The sequence below is a fragment of the Agrobacterium sp. O3.4 genome, assembly GCF_041414895.1.
Lineage (GTDB): Bacteria > Pseudomonadota > Alphaproteobacteria > Rhizobiales > Rhizobiaceae > Agrobacterium > Agrobacterium cucumeris.
Genome location: NZ_JALPZP010000001.1, coordinates 1,568,448 through 1,588,861, shown reverse-complemented (window position 1 = coordinate 1,588,861; position 20,414 = coordinate 1,568,448). Strand labels below are relative to the sequence as shown.

At 58.6% G+C, this 20,414-nt stretch carries 21 protein-coding genes and 1 tRNA gene; 10 read left to right on the top strand and 12 right to left on the bottom strand.

The window, feature by feature from the left end:
- Positions 1 to 47: 47 nt before the first annotated feature.
- Complete coding sequence (locus M0412_RS07700; protein WP_269698402.1) at positions 48 to 518, top strand: OsmC family protein; 471 nt, start codon at positions 48 to 50, stop codon at positions 516 to 518.
- A 376-nt stretch (positions 519 to 894) separates the two neighbouring features.
- Here M0412_RS07700 and M0412_RS07695 read toward each other — a convergent pair whose 3' ends face one another.
- From M0412_RS07695 to M0412_RS07670, 6 genes are all read right to left on the bottom strand, one after another.
- On the bottom strand, positions 895 to 1,086 hold the full coding sequence (locus M0412_RS07695) for a type II toxin-antitoxin system VapB family antitoxin (protein WP_142839433.1): 192 nt from the start codon (positions 1,084 to 1,086) through the stop codon (positions 895 to 897).
- A gap of 58 nt (positions 1,087 to 1,144) precedes the next feature.
- On the bottom strand, positions 1,145 to 2,650 hold the full coding sequence (amn, locus tag M0412_RS07690) for an AMP nucleosidase (protein ID WP_269698401.1): 1,506 nt from the start codon (positions 2,648 to 2,650) through the stop codon (positions 1,145 to 1,147).
- A gap of 102 nt (positions 2,651 to 2,752) precedes the next feature.
- Positions 2,753 to 2,926: a hypothetical protein gene (locus M0412_RS07685; protein ID WP_193559488.1), complete on the bottom strand. Its 174-nt coding sequence runs from the start codon at positions 2,924 to 2,926 to the stop codon at positions 2,753 to 2,755.
- A gap of 10 nt (positions 2,927 to 2,936) precedes the next feature.
- Positions 2,937 to 3,119, bottom strand: coding sequence for a hypothetical protein (locus M0412_RS07680; RefSeq protein ID WP_035218142.1), 183 nt, complete (start codon positions 3,117 to 3,119; stop codon positions 2,937 to 2,939).
- Positions 3,120 to 3,278: 159 nt separating this feature from the next.
- Complete coding sequence (locus M0412_RS07675; protein WP_269698400.1) at positions 3,279 to 3,875, bottom strand: hypothetical protein; 597 nt, start codon at positions 3,873 to 3,875, stop codon at positions 3,279 to 3,281.
- Between the two features lie 175 nt (positions 3,876 to 4,050).
- On the bottom strand, positions 4,051 to 4,389 hold the full coding sequence (locus M0412_RS07670; RefSeq protein ID WP_142839437.1) for a DUF2147 domain-containing protein: 339 nt from the start codon (positions 4,387 to 4,389) through the stop codon (positions 4,051 to 4,053).
- Between the two features lie 586 nt (positions 4,390 to 4,975).
- On the opposite strand from M0412_RS07670, the gene M0412_RS07665 reads away from it, so the two are divergent.
- Entirely contained in the window at positions 4,976 to 5,242 is a 267-nt protein-coding gene (locus M0412_RS07665; RefSeq protein ID WP_046798706.1) for a sel1 repeat family protein, read from the top strand.
- Between the two features lie 441 nt (positions 5,243 to 5,683).
- On the opposite strand, the gene M0412_RS07660 is transcribed toward M0412_RS07665, so the two are convergent.
- Positions 5,684 to 6,796, bottom strand: a complete 1,113-nt coding sequence (locus M0412_RS07660; protein WP_269698399.1) for a pyridoxal phosphate-dependent aminotransferase — start codon at positions 6,794 to 6,796, stop codon at positions 5,684 to 5,686.
- A 137-nt stretch (positions 6,797 to 6,933) separates the two neighbouring features.
- On the bottom strand, positions 6,934 to 7,281 hold the full coding sequence (locus M0412_RS07655; RefSeq protein ID WP_142839932.1) for a hypothetical protein: 348 nt from the start codon (positions 7,279 to 7,281) through the stop codon (positions 6,934 to 6,936).
- A gap of 328 nt (positions 7,282 to 7,609) precedes the next feature.
- On the opposite strand from M0412_RS07655, the gene M0412_RS07650 reads away from it, so the two are divergent.
- Together M0412_RS07650 and M0412_RS07645 are read left to right on the top strand one after the other, a co-directional pair.
- The gene (locus M0412_RS07650) at positions 7,610 to 8,827 is read left to right on the top strand and encodes an NAD(P)/FAD-dependent oxidoreductase (RefSeq protein ID WP_269698398.1); all 1,218 of its coding nucleotides are present in this window, start codon (positions 7,610 to 7,612) and stop codon (positions 8,825 to 8,827) included.
- 7 nt (positions 8,828 to 8,834) lie between these two features.
- The gene (locus M0412_RS07645) at positions 8,835 to 9,635 is read left to right on the top strand and encodes an aldolase/citrate lyase family protein (protein ID WP_142839440.1); all 801 of its coding nucleotides are present in this window, start codon (positions 8,835 to 8,837) and stop codon (positions 9,633 to 9,635) included.
- Between the two features lie 3 nt (positions 9,636 to 9,638).
- On the opposite strand, the gene M0412_RS07640 is transcribed toward M0412_RS07645, so the two are convergent.
- Together M0412_RS07640 and M0412_RS07635 are read right to left on the bottom strand one after the other, a co-directional pair.
- Complete coding sequence (locus M0412_RS07640; RefSeq protein ID WP_193559489.1) at positions 9,639 to 9,815, bottom strand: hypothetical protein; 177 nt, start codon at positions 9,813 to 9,815, stop codon at positions 9,639 to 9,641.
- Between the two features lie 93 nt (positions 9,816 to 9,908).
- Entirely contained in the window at positions 9,909 to 10,250 is a 342-nt protein-coding gene (locus tag M0412_RS07635) for a hypothetical protein (RefSeq protein ID WP_142839441.1), read from the bottom strand.
- 163 nt (positions 10,251 to 10,413) lie between these two features.
- Here M0412_RS07635 and M0412_RS07630 point away from each other — a divergent pair.
- The 4 genes from M0412_RS07630 (at position 10,414) to M0412_RS07615 (ending at position 14,462) form a co-directional block, all read left to right on the top strand.
- Positions 10,414 to 10,504, top strand: a tRNA-Ser gene (locus M0412_RS07630).
- Positions 10,505 to 10,793: 289 nt separating this feature from the next.
- A complete protein-coding gene (locus M0412_RS07625) occupies positions 10,794 to 11,102 on the top strand; it encodes a hypothetical protein (protein WP_142839442.1) in 309 nt (102 codons plus the stop codon).
- A 689-nt stretch (positions 11,103 to 11,791) separates the two neighbouring features.
- Positions 11,792 to 12,817: a porin gene (locus tag M0412_RS07620; protein ID WP_142839443.1), complete on the top strand. Its 1,026-nt coding sequence runs from the start codon at positions 11,792 to 11,794 to the stop codon at positions 12,815 to 12,817.
- A 610-nt stretch (positions 12,818 to 13,427) separates the two neighbouring features.
- Entirely contained in the window at positions 13,428 to 14,462 is a 1,035-nt protein-coding gene (locus tag M0412_RS07615) for a porin (RefSeq protein ID WP_142839444.1), read from the top strand.
- Positions 14,463 to 14,630: 168 nt separating this feature from the next.
- On the opposite strand, the gene M0412_RS07610 is transcribed toward M0412_RS07615, so the two are convergent.
- Entirely contained in the window at positions 14,631 to 16,703 is a 2,073-nt protein-coding gene (locus M0412_RS07610; protein WP_269698397.1) for a lytic transglycosylase domain-containing protein, read from the bottom strand.
- 402 nt (positions 16,704 to 17,105) lie between these two features.
- On the opposite strand from M0412_RS07610, the gene dapA reads away from it, so the two are divergent.
- Both dapA and smpB read left to right on the top strand, forming a co-directional pair.
- Positions 17,106 to 17,990 (top strand): 4-hydroxy-tetrahydrodipicolinate synthase, encoded by an 885-nt coding sequence (gene dapA / locus M0412_RS07605; protein ID WP_046798749.1) that lies wholly within the window; start codon positions 17,106 to 17,108, stop codon positions 17,988 to 17,990.
- A 223-nt stretch (positions 17,991 to 18,213) separates the two neighbouring features.
- Complete coding sequence (gene smpB / locus M0412_RS07600; RefSeq protein ID WP_046798750.1) at positions 18,214 to 18,696, top strand: SsrA-binding protein SmpB; 483 nt, start codon at positions 18,214 to 18,216, stop codon at positions 18,694 to 18,696.
- A gap of 191 nt (positions 18,697 to 18,887) precedes the next feature.
- Here the strand turns inward: smpB and M0412_RS07595 are convergent, their stop codons facing one another.
- On the bottom strand, positions 18,888 to 20,387 hold the full coding sequence (locus M0412_RS07595) for a methyl-accepting chemotaxis protein (RefSeq protein ID WP_142839445.1): 1,500 nt from the start codon (positions 20,385 to 20,387) through the stop codon (positions 18,888 to 18,890).
- Positions 20,388 to 20,414: the final 27 nt, after the last annotated feature.

Sequence of the window (20,414 nt, the reverse complement as noted above, 5' to 3'; positions counted from 1 at the left end):
TTTCCGTTAGAGAATGCGAAAAAAGTTTCCAAGGGAGGAATAATCAGATGGCAGGACAGGAACATCATTACGCCGTGCAGGTGAAATGGACCGGCAATCGCGGCAAGGGCACATCCGGGTACCGCGATTATGAACGCGACTACACGATTTCCACCGCAGGGAAAGCCGATATCGCCGGCTCCTCGGATCCAGCCTTCCGCGGCGATCCCGCCCGCTGGAACCCGGAAGACATGCTGGTCGCCTCGCTCTCGGCTTGCCACAAGCTCTGGTACCTGCATTTCTGCTCGGTCAACGGCATCATCGTTGAAGACTATGTCGACAACGCCGAAGGCACTCTTGTCATGGAAAAAGACGGCGCGGGGCAATTCAGCGAAGTGGTGCTGAAACCGGTCATCACCATCTCGAAGGGCGATCCTGCCCGCGCGGATGAGCTGCACCATGATGCGCATGATAAGTGCTTCATCGCCCGGTCGGTGAATTTTCCGGTGCGGGTGGAGGGGACGGTGAAAGTGGTTTGAGACGGATGCGGCGCGCGATCTGCGCGAGTGGACCGCGGCGGGCAACTTCACGAGAGAATGTCCAGTAAAAGTGCGTAGTTGTTTTGCTGGACATCCGTAAAAATAAAGGGATAGAGCGCTTCCAAAGATCTCGATTTGTCTGAAGCGCTATAGGCTCAGTCATAATTGTTGTTGTCCGCTAAATGCGTTATTTTGCTGTGATTGTATTGTTTCTTTCTCCGTCATTCCGGCCTTGAGCCGGAATCCAGTCAGCCCAAGTCTTTGGGCTGAAAAGACTCTTCTCGCCGCGCGGACGCGCGTCGGCTGGATTCCGGCTCAAGGCCGGAATGACGGAGGTTATGTTCCTTGATGGCAGTGAGAGCATTGAGTGAGTCAACTAGGACTCATCCGTTCTCCAGCTGTCGCGGATTCCATTGAGATTGCCTTCACGGCCGACGTCTCGAAGTTTCCGGTGTATGCGGATGAATTCTCTCAGAGCCATTTCAACCGCCGCTTCGGTGTTGGATAGCCCGGTAATTTCCATAATCTCTGCGATCAGTGCATCATCCAGATCGATCGTTACTCGCATTGCAATGCCTCAAGGTGTCTGGGCCACATCAGCACCTTGAGGGCGAGGATGTGCAATTTTACTGGAACGCCGTCTCGTAAAAGCTTCGAAGCTTGCGCGAATGCAGCGTTTCCGTCGGCATGGCGGCGAGTTTCTGCACGGCGCGGATGCCGATTTGCAGATGCTGGGCGACCTGCGTGCGGTAAAACTCCGTCGCCATGCCCGGCAGCTTCAATTCGCCATGCAGCGGCTTGTCGGAGACGCAGAGCAGGGTGCCGTAGGGCACGCGGAAGCGGAAGCCGTTGGCCGCGATGGTGGCCGATTCCATGTCGAGTGCTATGGCGCGCGACTGCGACAGGCGCTTGACGGGGCCGGCCTGATCGCGAAGTTCCCAGTTGCGGTTGTCGATGGTGGCGACGGTGCCGGTGCGCATGATGCGCTTCAGCTCGAAGCCCTCGTAACCGGTAACTTCCGCCACAGCGCCTTCCAGCGCCAGCTGCACTTCGGCCAGCGCCGGGATTGGCACCCAGACCGGCAGGTCGTCATCAAGCACGTGGTCCTCACGCACATAGGCATGCGCCAGAACATAATCGCCCAGCCGCTGGCTGTTACGCAGGCCGGCGCAATGGCCGACCATCAGCCAGGCATGCGGGCGCAGTACGGCGATATGGTCGGTAATCGTCTTGGCGTTGGAAGGGCCGACGCCGATATTGACCAGCGTGATGCCGGCATGGCCCTTTTTCTTCAGGTGATAGGCAGGCATCTGCGGCAGGCGGGCGAGCACGGCGTCCGTTTCCGGCCTGTCGGAACCGGCATTCGTGATGATGTTGCCCGGCTCCACGAAGGCTGTGTAACCTTCGCCGCCATTCTTCATCATCTGCCGCGCCCATGCGGCGAACTCGTCGATATAGAACTGGTAGTTGGTGAAGAGCACGAAATTCTGGAAATGGCTGGCGCTGGTCGCCGTATAATGGCTGAGGCGGGCAAGCGAATAATCGATGCGCTGCGCGGTAAAGGGCGCAAGCGGTGCGGGTTCGCCCGGCACCTGGTCATATTCGCCATTGGCGATGAGATCATCGGTATTGTTGAGATCGGGCGTATCGAACAGATCGCGCAGCGGCACGTCGGAGAGCGATGATGCGGCCGCCGCCTCGACATAGGCGCCTTCGCCAAAAGCGAAGTGCAGCGGAATGGGTGTGGCCGATTCCGACACCGTGACCGGAACACCGTGGTTCTTCATCAGAAGCCCCAGCTGCTCTTTCAGGTAATGGCGGAACAGCTCCGGCCGGGTGATCGTCGTCGTGTAGACGCCGGGCGCGGTGACGTGGCCATAGGAGAGACGCGAGTCGACATGGCCGAAGGTTGCGGTCTCCAGGCTCACCTGCGGGTAGCAGGCGCGGTAGCGGCCGGCAATCGGCGCGCCTTTGGCAAGGTCGGTGAAGGAATTGATCAGGAACGCCGTATTGCGTTCGTAAAGCGCGGTCAAAGCCTCGACTGCTTCTTTCGGGTCCGTGAAGGACTGCGGCGCGAAAGGCTCGGGGCTGATGAAGGTGAAGGGCGGAATCGTTCGTTTTGCTATTGTCATGGCCCATTATAAGAGGGCAATTTCGACAGGCAAGCGACAGAAATACGAAGAAACTGAAAAGAAACGGAAAAAGCGGCTGGATCGACAAAGCGTGTGCTAGATTCAGCCGAGCGCGCCGCGCTGCAGGCTCATCAGGAGCACAAAACCGGCGCCCTTGGATGCCGGGCGGGGATCGGCCTTGTAAACCGCAAGTCCTGCCACCGGGCCGAGAAAGATCGAGGCCATCAGCACCAGCCGCAGGGCAGAGAACAGGCCGTTTGAAAAAGTGTTGGTCATCGGTCGGTCCTCAAAGTACGACGGGGCAATTGGCGGCGGGCGCCGGGCTGTGCTGGCAGGCAATTGCCGCGCCGGCATTCACCCGCTGAAAACTGCGGTTCGGATTAACGACGAGCGAAGCGAAGGACATGGCGAAGATCGCCATGAGAAACGCGAAGATTGCCAACCGGCTGATCAACTTTGCCATGTCCATTCCCCTTTATTGGAGTTGATGGACAGAGTTTTGCCATACTCGGACTGAACGGACCCTGAGACCCCGGTTCATATGGTGTTCAGGGATGTTAACGGGTGGTGACAGGACAGATTGATGCCGCAATGGCCTCGCTGGAGACCTCGGTCACCCGTCTTTTGATCACGCGGAAGAGGCGGTCACGCGCGCGGCAAGATCGGCCATGAGGGTTTCGAGTGCTTGCGGTTTCGTCACATCGACGACCGGCACGTTATGTTGCTGCGCCGAGGCCAGCATCTCGGTATTCTCCCGCAGCGATCGCTCGATGAAGGCGTCCATGATCCGCCGCTGGCTGGCCGTTGCATCATCGTATCGGGCGTGAGAGTGCATCCTCTCGAGAAGGAAATCATTCCCGGCATGCAGAAAGACACCGGCGATCGCGCTGCCGAGGAGGGGTGATATAAGTTCCGGGCGCAGCGCCGCACCCTCGAAGATCACGGGATTGCCGGTATTGCAGCTGTTGTCGATCCGCGAGCGGATCAGCGGCCAGATGTTCTGGTGATGAATCTTCAGAAACCAGTGGATCGTGTCTGCCGAAAGCTGCGTGTAATATTCCTCCACCGGTGCCGGTATGCCCGGCCAGGGCCTGCCGGGGTGGCGGGCGAGGCTGTCGGTCGATATCGCCTCACAGCTGAGCCGTTCGCTCAAAAGACCGGCAAGGGTGCTTTTGCCCACATGCGAGGTGCCGGCAATCAGGATCGTCGAAAGGGGGAGGGGCATGCGTGGCTCTCGTTGGGGTGCGGCTGGGTGGCCACGATACATCAACGTTCAGGGATGTTCCACGCGGCATCCGTTTGTGGCTCTGGGTGCAAAAAATTTCCCAGTGCCGCGCTGGCTGGTCAGGCCGCGCCTGCTGGCTGGCGGGCAGCCGAAAGTCCACCCGCCGCCTATTCAGTTACAGGCGTGTCCAGGTCTGCGATTTGCACAGAACCTTCAGCACGCAGCCCTTCATGCTCAGTGAATTGCCGGAAACGGTGCCGGAACCGCTATAGGTCTTGTCGTTGGCGGGATCGGTGATCTCACCGGCATAGCTGTTTCCCTTGCCGGAAAGCTTGCCGATCTGTTTTCCGGCATGTTTGCCGGTCTTCAGCGTCACGCAAAAGGCCGTGCCGCAGGGGCCGATCACGGCGGTTTCGCCGCTGGCCGTTTTCCAGTTGCCCTCGATGGCTTCTGCGGCAACAGCAAGGTTGCTGCCCATCATCAGGGCAGCGGCAATCATCATTACACGCTTCATAAAAACTCCTCCCGAAATTTGCGCAGACCCTTCCGAACCGCACCGGTCATGAAGAATGGATGCGCATTAAACCCTGTCCTGCATTGCCGATGGTGTGGCGTCCTGCGACGCGGTCACCTTTTGGCCATGCTATCCTTTGCCTGCCTCATCCTCATAAACAGACAGCCGGATACTATTTTACGTTAACGTAAAAGGAAACAGAAATTTGCCGCCATGGAGAGGCATTTGCGACGGTTTGCGCAGTGGAGACGGTCGAATTTGAAAATCGATGTTTTCATCGTGGTGAACGAAGGGTTTAAATCCAGATGTAAACTTTTCGTAAAAATAGCCTGAAAGTCCTTAATTTCCGCACCTCGTGATATTTAACAAAAACCCAATTTTACCAATCGTTTGCAGTTTGTTTGCGGCCCATTAATCATGCCTTTTAAGCGCCCGTTGAAAGGCTTGCGGCATAGTGAAGTCATCAAAAGCGCAGGGAAAACCTGCCGGCCCGAAGAACAAAAAAGCCGCATAAGACGGCGGTTCTGAAGGTTAGCCTCGTAAAGAAGGCGATTGATGAAACAGGCAGAAGACAGGGATTAAAACGATGGCACGCTTTGAAATTCGCGATATCGAAATGGCAGTTGCCGGTGGCGAAACCCGCGCCGACACCCTTTGCAATCTCGGCCTGGTCTATGCGACCGGCCGGGGCTGCACGGTGGATCTGGTCGCGGCCCACAAATGGCTCAACATCGCCGCGATCCGTGGATCGGAAAGAGCCGCTTCTCTGCGTGCGGATCTCGCCCGCAACATGACCAAGGCGGAACTGGCCGAAGCGCTGCGTGCCGCCCGCGACTGGATGACGATGCACTGATCCATCCAGTTTATCAGTGAGATTTCCGGTCCGGCTCCCTCCAGTCCCGATGACCGGTGCAAACGAAAGTAAACCCGAAGGGGAACGCGGCGAGGGCTTTGAAAAGAAGCTTTTGCGCTGACACATCAAACCGCGACCGGCAGGAACAAGGCCGGCGCGGTTTTCTTATGTCTGGACGTCTCGTCCGGAAAACGATTCGCAGGCAGGGGCTTGCGGGCGGATTTTGAATCGCATTCGCATCACGCTGTAGTGGGGATGAAACCGCTGCGGCAGGCATGGCAGATGCGGTTTTCAAATTGCTTCCTTCTTCCGTCATGCCGGACCTGATCCGGCATCCAGCCACGCCGCGTCTGCGGCGTGAAAGAGTCTTTCGCGATCAAGGACTTGATCGCGCTGGATTCCGGCTCAGGGCCGGAATGACGGAAAGGAAAGCACTAAATATCACCCGATCGCCTTGATAACCTTCGGCAATGCCTGCTCGAAAAGATCGAGCTTGTCGTCTGGCCCGACACTCACGCGAATGCAGCGGTTGAGTGGCGCGACGCCCGGCATGCGGATGAACACGCCATGTTCCATCAGTCCATCGACGATGGCACGGGCATAAGCGCCGTCGCGGTGGCAGTCGATCGTGACGAAATTGGTGGCCGAGGGCAGGGGCAAAAGACCGTTATCGCGGGCGATTGCGGAAATGCGGTCGCGGGCATCGGAAATTTTACCAACGACCTCATGCAGATAGGCCTGATCCTTCAACGCTGCCAAAGCACCCGCGACCGAAATGCGCGCCATGCCGAAATGGTTACGGATCTTGTCGAAGGCTTCGACATTGCCGAGCGTGCCGATGGCATAACCGACGCGCGCGCCGGCCAGCCCATAGGCCTTTGAGAAGGTGCGCATGCGCAGGATGTTCGGCTGGCCGATCAGCGCATCGATTGCCGGCACGGCGCTGGCGGGCGCGGTTTCGCAATAGGCCTCGTCCAGAATGAGCAGGCAGGTTTCCGGCAGCGCGCGCGCAAAGGCAACAACTTCGCTCGCCTCCCACCAGCTTCCCATCGGATTATCCGGATTGGCGAAATAAACGAGCGGCGCATTTTCCCGAATGACGAGATCGAGAAGGCCATCGAGGTCTTCGTGATCGTCGACATATGGCGTGGTCACGAGTTTTCCGCCAAAACCGTTCACATGGTAATTGAAGGTGGGATAACCGCCGAGCGAGGTGACGACAGGCGTGCCGGGCTCGACAATCAGCCTTGCGATCTCACCCAGCAATCCGTCCACGCCGCTGCCGATGGCGATATTACCGCGTGCAACGCCATGATGGATGGCAAGCGCTTCCTTCAATTCGAAATTTTCCGGGTCGCTATACATCCAGGTATCGGCTGCAGCATCCCGCAGGGCCAGAAGCACTGAAGGGGCGGGGCCAAAGCCGCTCTCATTGGCACCGATCCGCGCTTCCACCTTCAGGCCGCGATTCCGCTCGATGGCTTCCGGGCCAACGAAAGGAACGGTTGAAGGGAGCGAGACGGCAAGCGGCGTGAGGCGTGAAAAAGCGGACATTGGCTGAAAGTTCCGGTAGCTGTGTTTGAAAACCCGGCTCACAATAGGTGCAAAAAAACCGGACGCAAGCCGCGCCCGGTTATCCGATGGCTGTTTTGGAACAGTTTTTCCGCCCCCGTGCCGCCCGTCGTGCCCGCTCAGGCGCTGGTTTCGAAACTCAACCGGCGCACATGGTGCAGGAATTCCGCATCGATCAGCATGTTGAAACCGATGGTCACCTTTTCCTCTTCCCGGCGGATCAGCGTGCAGCCGATCTCATCTCGAATACCCAGAATTTCCAGATAGAAATTGGCGGGCATTTCCAGGTGGGGGCTGACCTCGATCTCTGCGCCATAAAGAGAAATGGTGCGCACGAGGCAGCGCAGGGTGTCGCTGGCGCTGAGATGATGCCCGATAAAGGTGATCTTGCCGGGCCGGTCGATCTGAAATTTCTCGTACTTCTCGTCCTGGGGGACGTTCTGACGGGGATCCATATGCAAAGCCATGACAACCTCCCGGATTGCCTCTCCTGATGCTGATTTTAACGCGGCTTCCTTGCCAGGTCGTGAAGGAAATTGGCGCAATTGTCTGTTGTCCGTCTCGACATGGGCCAATCGTCCTTTCGCAAGCCGATGTTTCCCTTGATAGAATGCGCTTGGCTCGGTCCGGTTGCAGGCGTGTCGCAGCCTGTGCTGATAATGTGTCATGCTTGCACCGGGCTGGCGTCGCAGCGTGGTTGACGCGGGCCGTACTTGGCGTTACGCCTGATCCGGCAATATGGCTTCGCGAGCATGGCAGGGTTGGCCCATCGCGATTCGTGTCTGGGAGTGGAATGTGACGGGAAGGCTGGTAATCGTCGGGGCGGGGCAGGCCGCTTTCGCGCTGGCGGCAAAGCTCCGGGCGCTGAAGGATGAGCGTCCCATCACCATCATCGGCTCCGAGGATGCCTATCCCTACCAGCGGCCGCCGCTCTCTAAAAAATACCTTCTCGGCGAGATGAGTTTTGACCGGCTGATGTTCCGCCCGCAGGAGTGGTACGCGGACAATAATGTCGATATCCGACTGTCCACATGGGTGGAAGATATCGACCGCAGGGCCAAAACGGTGCGCATGCAGGATGGCAGCACGCTCGCCTATGACAAGCTGGTGCTGGCGACCGGGGCCGCACCCCGCCTGCTGCCCGCCAGCATCGGCGGCGATCTGGAAGGGGTCTTGACCGTTCGCGACAAGCGCGACGCTGACCGGCTGATGGAAGAAATGAAGCCGGGCCGCAGGTTGCTGGTGATCGGCGGCGGTTATATCGGCCTTGAAGCGGCGGCGGTTGCCCGCAAGCTCGGCCTCGATGTGACGCTGATCGAAATGGCCGACCGTATTCTCCAGCGCGTGGCGGCGAAAGAAACCGCCGATATCATGCGCGGCATCCATCAGGCGAACGGCGTTTCTATTCGCGAAAAGACCGGCCTCGTGCGCCTTGTCGGCATGGATGGCCGGGTGGCCGCCGCCGAACTGTCCGATGGCTCGATGCTTGATGTGGATTTCGTCATCGTCGGCATCGGCGTGACACCGAATGACCGGCTTGCCCGCGAATCGGGCCTCGATGTCGGCAACGGCATTGTGGTGGATAACCATACCCGCACATCCGACCGGGACATTCACGCGGTGGGCGATTGCGCCCTGCTGCCATGGCGCGGCCAGCACGTGCGTCTCGAATCAGTCCAGAATGCCGTCGATCAGGCCGAGGCGACAGCTGCCGTGCTTGCCGGCACTGAAACCGCCTATGAGGCGAAACCCTGGTTCTGGTCGGATCAATATGAGGTGAAGCTGCAGATCGCCGGCTTCAATCTCGGTTATGACGAGACGGTATTGCGGCCCGGTGCTCGTGAAGGCAGCTGGTCGGTCTGGTATTTCCGCGACGGGCGTTTCGTGGCGGTGGATGCCGTCAACGATGCCAAGGCCTATGTCGCGGGCAAGAAACTGCTCGATACCGGTGTGGAACCGGATCGCGCCATCCTGGCGGACGCCTCCGCCGATCTGAAATTATTGCTCTCCTGAGGACATCATGCCTGCTCCCGAAAACCGTTTCAAATCCGCCATCCATGCCGGCAAGCCGCAGATCGGCCTCTGGCTCGACATGGGCGAGGCCATCGCGGCGGAAATCGCCGGAACGGCGGGTTTCGACTGGCTGGTGATCGATGGCGAGCACGGGCCGAACGATCTGCGCAGCATCATCGACCAGCTGCGCGCGCTTGCCACGTCGCCGGCAGAACCCGTGGTGCGCGTGCCAGTGGGCGAAAGCTGGATGATCAAGCAGCTTCTGGATGCAGGCGCACGCACGCTTCTGGTGCCGATGGTCGATTCGGCCGCGCAGGCGGAAGCTTTGGTCAGCGCCATGCATTATCCGCCGCGCGGCATTCGCGGCATGGGGGCAGCCGTTGCCCGCGCGTCAGCCTTCAACACCATAACCGATTACGCCGACAGCGCCTCCGATAGCGTCTGTCTGCTGGTGCAGGCCGAAACGCGCGCCGCGATCAACGATCTCGACAATATCCTTGCCGTGGAAGGGGTGGATGGCGTCTTCATCGGCCCGGCGGATCTCGCTGCCGACATGGGTTATCTCGGCAGGATCGACGAGCCGGAAGTGCAGGCGGTGATCGAAGCCGCGATCGTCAAGATCGTTGCGGCCGGCAAGGCCGCCGGCATTCTCACCTTTAACGAGACCTATAATCGCCGTTATCTCGAACTCGGTGCGTCCTTCGTCGCCGTCGGCGCCGATGTCACGGAATTCGCCAACGCCCTGCGCGCCCTGTCCGGCCGCTACAAGGGCGGGGCAGCGCCGGCGCCTTCCAGATCGGGCTACTAAGCCTCAATCATCGTTGCTGGCATTCAGCTTTTCTGGCGGAATGCCTTCTTCGCCGGAAGCGAGGTAACCGCTGTTGATAAGGGCGGCGCGGACGATGCGCTGGAGGGCCTCGTCCCTGTCGATGCCATGATCTCTGGCAAAATCCGCCAATGCCTCTTCAAGATCGTCGCTGAACAGCATTTCTGGCCCCCATTCTGGTTGTCTTTAAATCAATGCAAAAAAGGCAAGGCGGGACTTTGCCGCCTTGCCTGAATTCTAACGCTCGTGCGGTATTCAGCGCCAGCGATAAAGGCTGCTGTTCGACGAGTTCTGCTGCGTGCCGGCACCAACCGCATAACCGATTGCAAAACCGAGTGCGCCGACGATCGTCAGCAGCGAGGTTGCCGTGCCGGGATTTTCCTTCACCGCTTCCACCACATTCTGGCCCTGGGCACGCACATTGCTCGCAGCCTTGCGAACACGGCCGCGTGCCTCATCCAGAAATTCGGATGCATCCTCACCCACGCCTTCCGCACGGGCGGAAACGGACTTGGAAAGCGACGAGATTTGCGAGCGCAGCTCGGCAATCTGGTTTTCGATCGTGTCTTCGACAACATTCAGTTTGGTCTGAGCCATTAGAAACACCTCTTTTGTTACCGAAGCGAGAACGTGCCGGCCTTAAAGAAGTTCCCGAATTGCCCGCAAAGTTTCGCGCGTGGCTGTTCAGCCAACAGGTTTTTCGGCTTCTTGGCGAAAAACCCTTGCATTCATTTTTTTTACGCAATAATCAGGCCGCACCGGAGAGGTGGCCGAGTGGTCGAAGGCGCTCCCCTGCTAAGGGAGTATACGTCAAAAGCGTATCGTGGGTTCGAATCCCATCCTCTCCGCCATCAAATTTTCCCAGGACTTATATTGTTGGACAAAATCAGGCTGACTGGTTTGTTGTTCATTTGTCTGTGCGTTGCAGGCCGCCTCCAGGTTGCAGCCACGCTTCGCCTTTTTTATCGTAAAGCCGAATGCGCGTTGATGGTCCCTCCAGTAGTCTGGAGTGGAGCCAGCTGCGCGATCACGCATATTTTAGAAATTTGATCCGGTGTTTTGCGCGGATGATCAAGGATACATCTCGTTCTTTGACAAAGAGCACCTATCTAGGTTTTTCAGGCATGCGAAGGAGATTTGATGATCGACGAATACGGCCCCTACGTGCAGATGGGCACGCTTGCGGAGCAGATGGCCACTCGGTTCCAGATGGACGCGAATCTTGAACTGGGATCGCATCTGTCGCACTACATGGATGAGGTCGAAGTGAACATCGCCGCCGACCGCTTTGACCATGTGGGTTTCATGAACAAGATCCGTGGGCGACTGACAATGACACTGGCAACAGCCGCCGAGCCTCGCCGCCGGGAGTTCCTGCACGCCGTTGTGGTCGCGCTTCAAGAGCGCATCGATCGACATTCGCTCGATGTGGCGGTGGATGGCGTCTAAGTGTTGTGACCGGCCCGTTCTGAGCGCAGGGGGCCGGTCAATCCCCACGGTTGATTTTTAAGGCTGGGCCAGTTCGTAAATCCAGCTGGCATCGCGGCCCCCATAGGGGCTGCCACGACAACGAGATCTCCAGGACGGAAGCACAAAAGGAAAGCGCCTGCGTCAACAAGGTACAGCCCCCGCCGAGAGCAAATCAGTTTGCCAAATCGCCGACATCTTCCGCTTCTCGAATCATTATCGGGTGAATCAGTCGTCGGGCGAAGGGTTTTCCCGCCGTTTCCTGACAGACGCATCCGCGTGGTGTCATGTGGAACGATAGATCAAAGCAAAAATTTCTCCCACATGCCGCCGGCAGAGCAACACATCGCCGAAAAGGCCGGTAGTTTAGAAAGACCTTGTTAACCGCGCTAACTAACGGATTTTCAAGGAAATTCTTAACGCATCGTAAAAGCCTAGGTCGGTCGCTGTGGCGCTGTGTGTTGTTTCCGCAACAAACCGAAATGAAGCATATACGTAAATGCTATTTATCGGATGTTCGCGATTGCAAGCGGCGAAACCTTTTGTATTTTCACGACCAGAAGCGAGGCGGTGGATCGTTTGGCTTCTAAGAACACGGGAATGGGGCAGGGAATGCTGTCCTTCAGCGAAAGAACCCAGACCCTTTTAAAAACTTTGACTGGAGGTCAACCATGAACATCAAGAGCCTTCTGATCGGCTCCGCTGCGGCTCTCGCAGCAGTATCCGGCGCCCAGGCTGCTGACGCTATCGTCGCTGCTGAGCCTGAGCCCCTCGAATACGTTCGCGTTTGCGACGCTTTCGGCACCGGTTTCTTCTACATCCCCGGCACCGAAACCTGCCTGAAGTTCCAGGGCTACGTTCGTTTCCAGACCGACTTCAACCGTGGTACTCCGGCAAACGGTCGTACGTCTGACTGGAACAGCTTCACGCGCGCTCAGTTCGAAGTTGACACCCGCACCGACACCGAGCTCGGCGCTCTGCGTGGCTTCATCGGCTTCCGTGGCAATGCTGACAACGGTTCGTCCTCTTCTTCGAGCGTTTTCGTTGACCAGGCTTTCATCGAGCTCGGCGGCCTGAAGGTCGGTAAGTTCTACAGCTGGTGGGACGATAGCCTCTCTGGCGAAACGGACGAGCTGTCCTCCAACGCTCTGTTCAACTCCATTCGTTACACCTACGACGCTGGTTCTTTCTGGGCAGGCGTTTCGGTTGACGAACTGCAGGGCGTAACTGTTGGTGCGTTCAACGAATCTGACAACAACGTTGGTGTTGCTCTCGGCGTTGGCGCCAAGCTCGGCGCTGCTTCCTTCCAGCTCATCGGTGGCTACGACACCGACCGCGAAAACGGCTCTGTACGCCTGATCGCAACGGCTGACGTTGGTCCGGGCACGCTTGGCCTGGCTGGTGTTTGGGCTTCCGGAGCAAACGCTTACTACAACGTCTCCGAGTGGGCGGTTGCTGCGGAATATGCCATCAAGGCAACCGACAAGCTGACGATCACCCCCGGCGTTCAGTACTACGGCAACTACGGCCTGGTTTCCTGGGATGACTTCTCGAACGACGACGGCTGGACAGCTGGTCTGACGCTCGACTACAAGATCACGCAGGGCCTCTCCACGAAGATCGCTGTTAACTACGTTGACATCGACAACCGTGACGACCAGGTTAAGGGTTTCGTTCGCCTTCAGCGTTCGTTCTAATCTGATCTGACATTGTCAGTGATGGAAAGCCCGGCTCTCGAGCCGGGCTTTTTCGTTTTTGTAACGCCCGTCCGGCAAGAGGGGTAGGGATGCATCGCCACGCCGGTGGCCGGGTGCCGCCAATTGGCTGTAATGTTCGACCGGCGTCGCAGCGGATGGCTGGCCTCTGACGGCAATTGCGGCTGCTGATTCGTTCGGAATCCTCTGCCTCCGGAAATGTATGAAGGCGAGACGATAAGTCGATTCTGAGCGCTACCTGTGAATTCTGAAGAGCCGCAGATCGCTTTTTGGACAATCTCACATGGCCTGATTGCGTCGGTATTTTGTTTATGCGACGGATTTGACTCATGAAGAAGATTTGCCGTTTTCCGCAAGTGTTTGAAATAAATCAAAAATTAACGATTCTTTAAGAAGTGGACCGGGGTCGGTTAGAATTGTAGCTATTTCGCAACAATGAAAAACTAAGGACACCTTACTGTCTTCCTTTCGTCATGATTACGATTGCCCGCCCGCCCGGTTTTGGCTCTAATCAGCTACATAAGCGGCACGCATTCCTTAGTGCTTTCCCACCCGCTGCTTAGAAGATTAAGCGTTTGACTGGAGGTCAACCATGAACATTAAGAGCCTTCTCATCGGCTCCGCTGCAGCTCTCGCAGCAGTATCCGGCGCACAGGCCGCTGACGCTATCGTCGCTGCCGAGCCTGAGCCCCTCGAATACGTTCGCGTTTGCGACGCTTTCGGCACCGGCTTCTTCTATATCCCAGGCACCGAAACCTGCCTGAAGTTCGGCGGTTACATCCGTTTCCAGACCGACTTCAACCGCGGTAACCCGGCTACCAATGGCCGTACGTCTGACTGGAACAGCTTCACGCGCGCTCAGTTCGAAGTTGACACCCGCACCGACACCGAGCTCGGCGCTCTGCGTGGCTTCATCGGCTTCCGTGGCAATGCTGACGGTGGTTCTTCTTCTTCTTCGAGCGTTTTCGTTGACCAGGCCTTTATCGAACTCGGCGGCCTGAAGGTCGGTAAGTTCTACAGCTGGTGGGATGACGATCTGAACGGTGAAACCGACATTCTGTCGACCAACACCCTGTTCAACTCGATCAAGTACACCTACGATGCAGGTTCTTTCCAGGCTGCACTCTCGGTTGATGAACTGCAGGGCCAGTACGGTCAGTATCAGTATGATCCCGACAACAACGTCGGCATCGGCGGCATGATCGGCGGCAAGTTCGGCGCTGTTACGGCTAACCTGATCGCTAGCTACGACTTCGACGCAGAAAACGTTGCTATCCGTGGCATGCTGTTCGCGGACATCGGTCCGGGCACCTTTGGCCTCGCCGGTGTATGGGCTTCGGGCGACAACGCTTACTACGCGAAGTCTGAATGGGCTGTTGCTGTTGAGTACGCGATCAAGGCTACCGATCGCCTGACGCTTACTCCCGGCTTCGAATACCTCAGCAAGCTGGACGTGAACCCACTTGACGGCGACTTCACTGGCGACCGTGATGCTTGGACTGCTGGTCTGACGGTTGACTACAAGATCACCGAAGGTCTGAGCACCAAGATCACCGCCAACTACTACGATGAAGATGGCGCTGACGACCAGGTCACCGGTTTCGTTCGCCTTCAGCGCACGTTCTAATCTGATCTGACATTGTCAGTGATGGAAACCCTGGCAGAAATGCCGGGGTTTTTCGTTTGGATGCTTCACATATCGAAGCGTGCGCTACTCGGATCTGGAAAATAAAAAAAAGCACCGGGCCAGCCGGTGCTCGAATGCTCTGGGATGACCTTCGCCGGTTATACCGGTTTACCCCGCACGGCCATGGCGCAGATCATCGACAATATCGGCCTGTTGTCCAAGCCGGGTCTTGTAGACCTGATAATTCTCCATCACCCGCTGCACATAATTGCGCGTTTCGGGGAAGGGGATGCGTTCGATCCAGTCCACCACCTCATCGATGGGCTTGCCGCGCGGATCTCCGTAGCGGGCAATCCATTCCGGCACGCGTTTCGGACCGGCATTATAAGCGATGAAGGTGAGGATGTAGGAACCGCCGAAACTGTCGATCTGCTCGCCAAGATAATGGGCGCCGAGCGTGGCGTTGTAGCCGGCATCGCTGGTCAACATTGCCTGTGTGTAGGGCAGGCCGTGGCGCCCGGCCACGCCCTTGGCGGTTCCCGGCAGCAATTGCAGCAGCCCGCGGGCATTGGCAGCGGAGACGGCGGAGGGGTTGAAGGCGCTCTCCTGCCGGGCGATGGCATAGGCGAGCGCCTTGCCGGAGCCGGCAATATTGGCGCTGGCGGGAATGACGCCGAGCGGATAGGCAAGTGCTGCCGCATCGATGCCGCGGCTGAAGGCCGTCTTGCCGATCTGCAGCGAAACCTGATGATTGCCGTTGCCTTCCGCCCTTGCCGCCAGAATGGCAAGCTCGCCGGGGCTGTCCAGCTGGTCGGCCAGCGAGCGGTAAAGACTGTCGGCCCGCCAGCCATAACCGGCGGCCTCCAGCCGGTCGATGGCGCGCACGGCCTCACGACCGGCAAAGCGTTCCCGGTCACCGGTGCTTGGGCTCGGATAGGTGACGTTCAGCGTCGTGGTGCCGATTCGTGCGGCGGCCAGCTGGCCATAAAACGTGCCGGGGTGGGCCGCGGACTTGGTGAAGAAGTCACGGGCATTGCCCGGTCCGCCCGCTTCCGCCGACCGCCCGAGCCAGTAATAGGCGCGTGAGGCGGAAAGCGGCCGGTTTGAGGTCTGCAACAATGTGTTGAAGTGACGTGAAGCTGCCGCCGGATCGCGCAGCGCTCTCAGCGCATACCAGCCGGCATGGAACTCCGCATCGGCGATGTCGACGGGCGAGGTGGCCGAATGATTGGCGACGATGCGATAGGCTTCGGCAAAATCGCCGAGATCGGCAAGCCCGCGCGCGATGATACGCCGCTCATTCCACCACTCGCCGGCATTGACGAGTTTGGCCGCCTCTTTGGGGGCCTGCCGAAGAAGGGCGGCCGCTTCAGGATATTTCTGCTGGTTGCGCAGGTTTTCTATGCGCGCGAAGAGAAAAGCGGGATCGCTGCGCCAATTGGCGTCAACCTTGCCCAGCAAGGCGCCGACAGTGGCGGATCGCTGCAGAACGGCGGCCCAGGCATTATAAAGCGACTGCGCCTTGCCGAGATCACCGAAACGCTTCGCCTGGCCGATGCGGCTGCGATACATCAGATAATCCATGCGCGCCTTGTGATCGGCGGGCGTCAGATAGGCGGGAAACTCGGCGAGAACACGGTCTTCCATGTCCTTGTCCATACCTTCGCTGACCCAGAGCTGGCGAATGAGGCGCTGGGAGTCCACCGCCTTGCCGGAGGAGGCGAGTGCCTTGGCGAGAACGACGGTGCCCTCGGCCGTTTCCGGCCGGCTGCTGCCGAAGGCGGCGAGTACCTGAGGTACCGGTGGATCTTCGCGATAAAGCGCTTTTTCAGAATTGGCCCGCAGGGTGGCGGCACCCGGCCAGCCGGAAAGCTCGCGCTGGGCGGCGGCAATTTCGGATGAAGGCACATCCTTCTGGCCGGAAACGGCAATTGCCCAGCTGAGAATATGCCGGTCCAGGCTGCCGGTTGGCATGGCGTTGCGCAACGCAATCGCCCGCGTCGCATCGCGGCTGGAAAGCGCGTCGAGGCCGGCCTTCAGCTGGCCTGCATCATCGGGGCGGTTGAGGCGCGGTATGGCGCCGGTAATCTCGGGCGAGGCGGGCATGAAGGCGGGAACGGTCGGCGCATTCGGCTTCACATAGGGAAGCGGCACCGCGCCTTCCGGCAGCGGCCCGGCCAGCGCGTTCCAAACGGTTGCGGCGAGGCCCGCCGCCATCAATCCCCAAACTGTTTTTTTCATACCGTTCTTCATCGCCAGACGGAAACAATCGACCTTCTTGTACTGTCGTTCTTGTATTGTCGTTTCATTGCAGCGGGATTGCGTAAATCGCTCAAGGCGTGGCCTCGTATTCCGCTCTCGTGTTCTGCATTGAATCTACGGAGATTGAGATTAACGAAACCTTAACCGCCCCCCCGCGCAATCCCATCAACTTTTATTCACCGGCCCGCGAGCGGCCTGCAATTTCACCGCCGCGATTTTTTAACTGTGGTGTGACGTTTCCGGACTGTCACACTTCCGACAATTTCGGACAAAATAGGCTGCCTTTGCGCTTGTCGGCGCCAAGGGCTGGCACTAATGTGTGCCGGTTTTAACCATCGAATGCGGCCGAAGCATGAACCGGCTCGGCGCCAGGAGCTTTGCATGTTCAAGGGATCAATTCCCGCCCTCATTACTCCGTTCACGGACAATGGTGCCGTGGACGAACAGGCCTTTGCCGCCCATGTGGAATGGCAGATCGCCGAAGGCAGCAAGGGCCTTGTGCCCGTGGGTACGACGGGGGAATCCCCGACGCTTTCCCACGACGAGCACAAACGGGTCGTTGAACTCTGCATCGAGGTTGCGGCGAAACGGGTTCCGGTCATTGCGGGCGCAGGCTCCAACAATACCGATGAAGCAATAGAGCTTGCGCTGCACGCGCAGGAAGCCGGCGCGGATGCGCTGCTGGTGGTGACGCCCTATTACAACAAGCCGACGCAGAAGGGCCTGTTTGCCCATTTCTCGGCTGTTGCCGAAGCGGTGAAACTGCCGATCGTCATCTACAATATCCCGCCGCGCTCGGTGGTGGACATGTCGCCGGAAACCATGGGTGCGCTAGTCAAGGCGCATAAGAACATCGTCGGCGTCAAGGATGCAACGGGCAAGCTCGACCGCGTTTCCGAACAGCGCATTTCCTGCGGCAAGGATTTCATCCAGCTCTCGGGCGAAGATGGCACGGCACTTGGTTTCAACGCCCATGGCGGCGTCGGCTGCATTTCGGTTACGGCCAATGTGGCGCCGCGCCTCTGTTCGGAATTCCAGGCGGCGATGCTGGCAGGTGACTATGCCAAGGCTCTGGAGTATCAGGATCGCCTGATGCCGCTGCACAAGGCGATCTTCATGGAGCCCGGTGTCTGCGGCACGAAATATGCGCTGTCGAAGACACGGGGCGGCAACCGCCGGGTCCGTTCCCCCTTGATGAGCACGCTGGAGCCGGCGACCGAAGCAGCCATCGATGCGGCGCTGAAACATGCCGGCCTGATGAACTAAGAGACGCCTGAAAGCCTTAAAGGCGCGCAATGGGCCCGCTTCGCGACAGAAGCGGTTCCGCGCGCCTTTTCTTTTTGCGACGACGATACTAAATAGAGCATGTCTCCCAAAAGTGGGCACCGGTTTTGGGACAAAGACGTGCGGAAAAGCAGGAACCATATCTCGAAAACCGCTCCGGCCGGCAGGCTGCGGCGCAATAAGAAAAACAAGGGATTGAAATATCATGGCCCCCAAAGGCAGCCAGCGCGTGGTGAACAAGATCGTTGCGGAAAACCGCAAGGCTCGTTTCAACTACGAAATCATCGACACCTATGAGGCAGGCCTCGTGCTGACCGGCACCGAGGTCAAGTCGCTGCGCGAGGGCAAGGCGAATATTGCCGAATCCTATGCCTCGGATGAGGGCGATGAAATCTGGCTGATCAATTCCCACCTGCCGGAATATCTGCAGGCCAACCGGTTCAACCACGAGCCGCGCCGCCGCCGCAAGCTGCTTTTGAGCAAACGCGAAATCAGCCGCCTGCGGGCCGGTATCAACCGCGATGGCATGACGCTGGTGCCGCTGAAGGTCTATTTCAACGAAAAGGGCCGCGCGAAGCTGGAACTGGCGCTCGCCAAGGGCAAGAAGCTGCACGACAAGCGCGAGACCGAGAAGGAACGCGACTGGAACCGGCAGAAGTCCCGGCTGCTGAAGGGCAACAACGCCTGAGCGGCAGGAAATTTCGCGGCCTAGAGGATAGCGGCCTTTCGCCACTTGTTCTTCCGTCATGCCGGACTTGATCCGGCATCCAGCCACAGCGCGTCTGCGCTGTGGAACGAGCCCTTTCAGCCCAAGGACTTGGGCTGGCTGGATCCCGGCTCAAGGCCGGGATGACGGGGTGAATGTAGTCTTGTCGTAGTTCAAGCAGCCCGATATGTCCGCTCCACATGGTTCCTCGAAGCCGAGACGCTGAACCGGCTGACAAGTGCCGCCAGATTGGCGCTGACATCGCTCAGATTATGCGTGGCCGCATTGGTTTCTTCCACCATGGCCGCATTCTTCTGGGTCAGATTGTCCATGCTGTTGATCGCGGCGCTGATTTCCTGAATGCCGACGGACTGTTCCTGCGCCGCCTTGGTCAGCGAGGCGATATGTTCCTGAATGTGATCCACCTTGTTGCCGATCGTATTCAGGGATTCGCCCGTCTTGTTGACCAGCGAGACACCCTGCATAACATCGTCGGAAGATTTGGCGATCAGCGTCTTGATTTCCTTGGCGGCGGTGGCCGAACGCTGGGCCAGTTCGCGCACCTCCTGGGCGACGACGGCAAAACCCTTGCCGGCCTCACCGGCGCGGGCGGCCTCCACGCCGGCATTCAGGGCCAGAAGATTGGTCTGGAACGAGATCTCGTCGATGACGGAAATGATCTGGGTGATCTTCTGCGACGATTCCTCGATGGCGCCCATCGCCTTGACGGCTTCCGTCACCACATCGCGGGAGCGCGCTGCCTCAACGGCCGAGCTTTCGACGATGGCCTTGGCCTCTTCCGAGCGCTGCGCCGAGAGTTTGGAAATGGTGGTGATTTCCTCGACGGCTGCGGCGGTTTCCTCAAGGGCGGCGGCCTGCTGTTCGGTTCTGCGGGCCATGTCGTCGGTCGCAGAGGTCAGCTCGCGGGTGTTGCCGGAAATCTTGTTGGCCTCTTCGACGATCTGCCCAAAGGCACCAGAGAGATTGCCGACCGCGGCGTTGAAATTGGCGATCAGCCCTTCAAATTGCGGCGCGGTCTTTTCCGTGATGCTGGAGGTGAGGTCGCCATTGGCCAGCTTGTTCAGCGCATTGTTGAGCAGTTCGAGAACGTGTTCCTGTTCCTTCTTCATCTGCGCCTGCTCAGCTTCCACCTTCAGCCGCTCGGCGGCCAGCACGTCGAGATAGACGGAGATCGAATAGTCCATGTCGAGAAGCGCGGCCTTGATGGTGGCAGACAGCCCGTCCTTCAGCTTCCTGGCCTTCTTCTCCATGAAGAGGCCCTTCAGTTCGGACTCGATGACCGCCTTGACGATGCCGTCAAGCATCAGCGCATAACCGCCAATATACCAGCGCGGCTCCAGCCCCAGTCTTGCATGGGTGCGGCCGATGGCGGTGACGGCGTCGGTGTAATCGTCGTTGAACGTGCCGGAGGCGATCCGCGCCCAGTGTTTCAGCTGCATGCTCTTGGCATGGTGGATATGCGCATCGTTGGCGAAGAACTTTGCCGTTTCCGGCACCGCGCGAACCTTGGCATAAAAACGGTCGAGCGAAGCATCGAGCGAGCCGGTGATGACACCTTTCATCTCGGAGAGATTTTGCCGCTGTTCGTGGCCAAGTCCCAGAAAATTCAGTCTTTCATCGAGCTGTCGGTCGGTTTTTGCTTGGCCATGCATGTCTAAACATCCTGATTTGGCACCCAA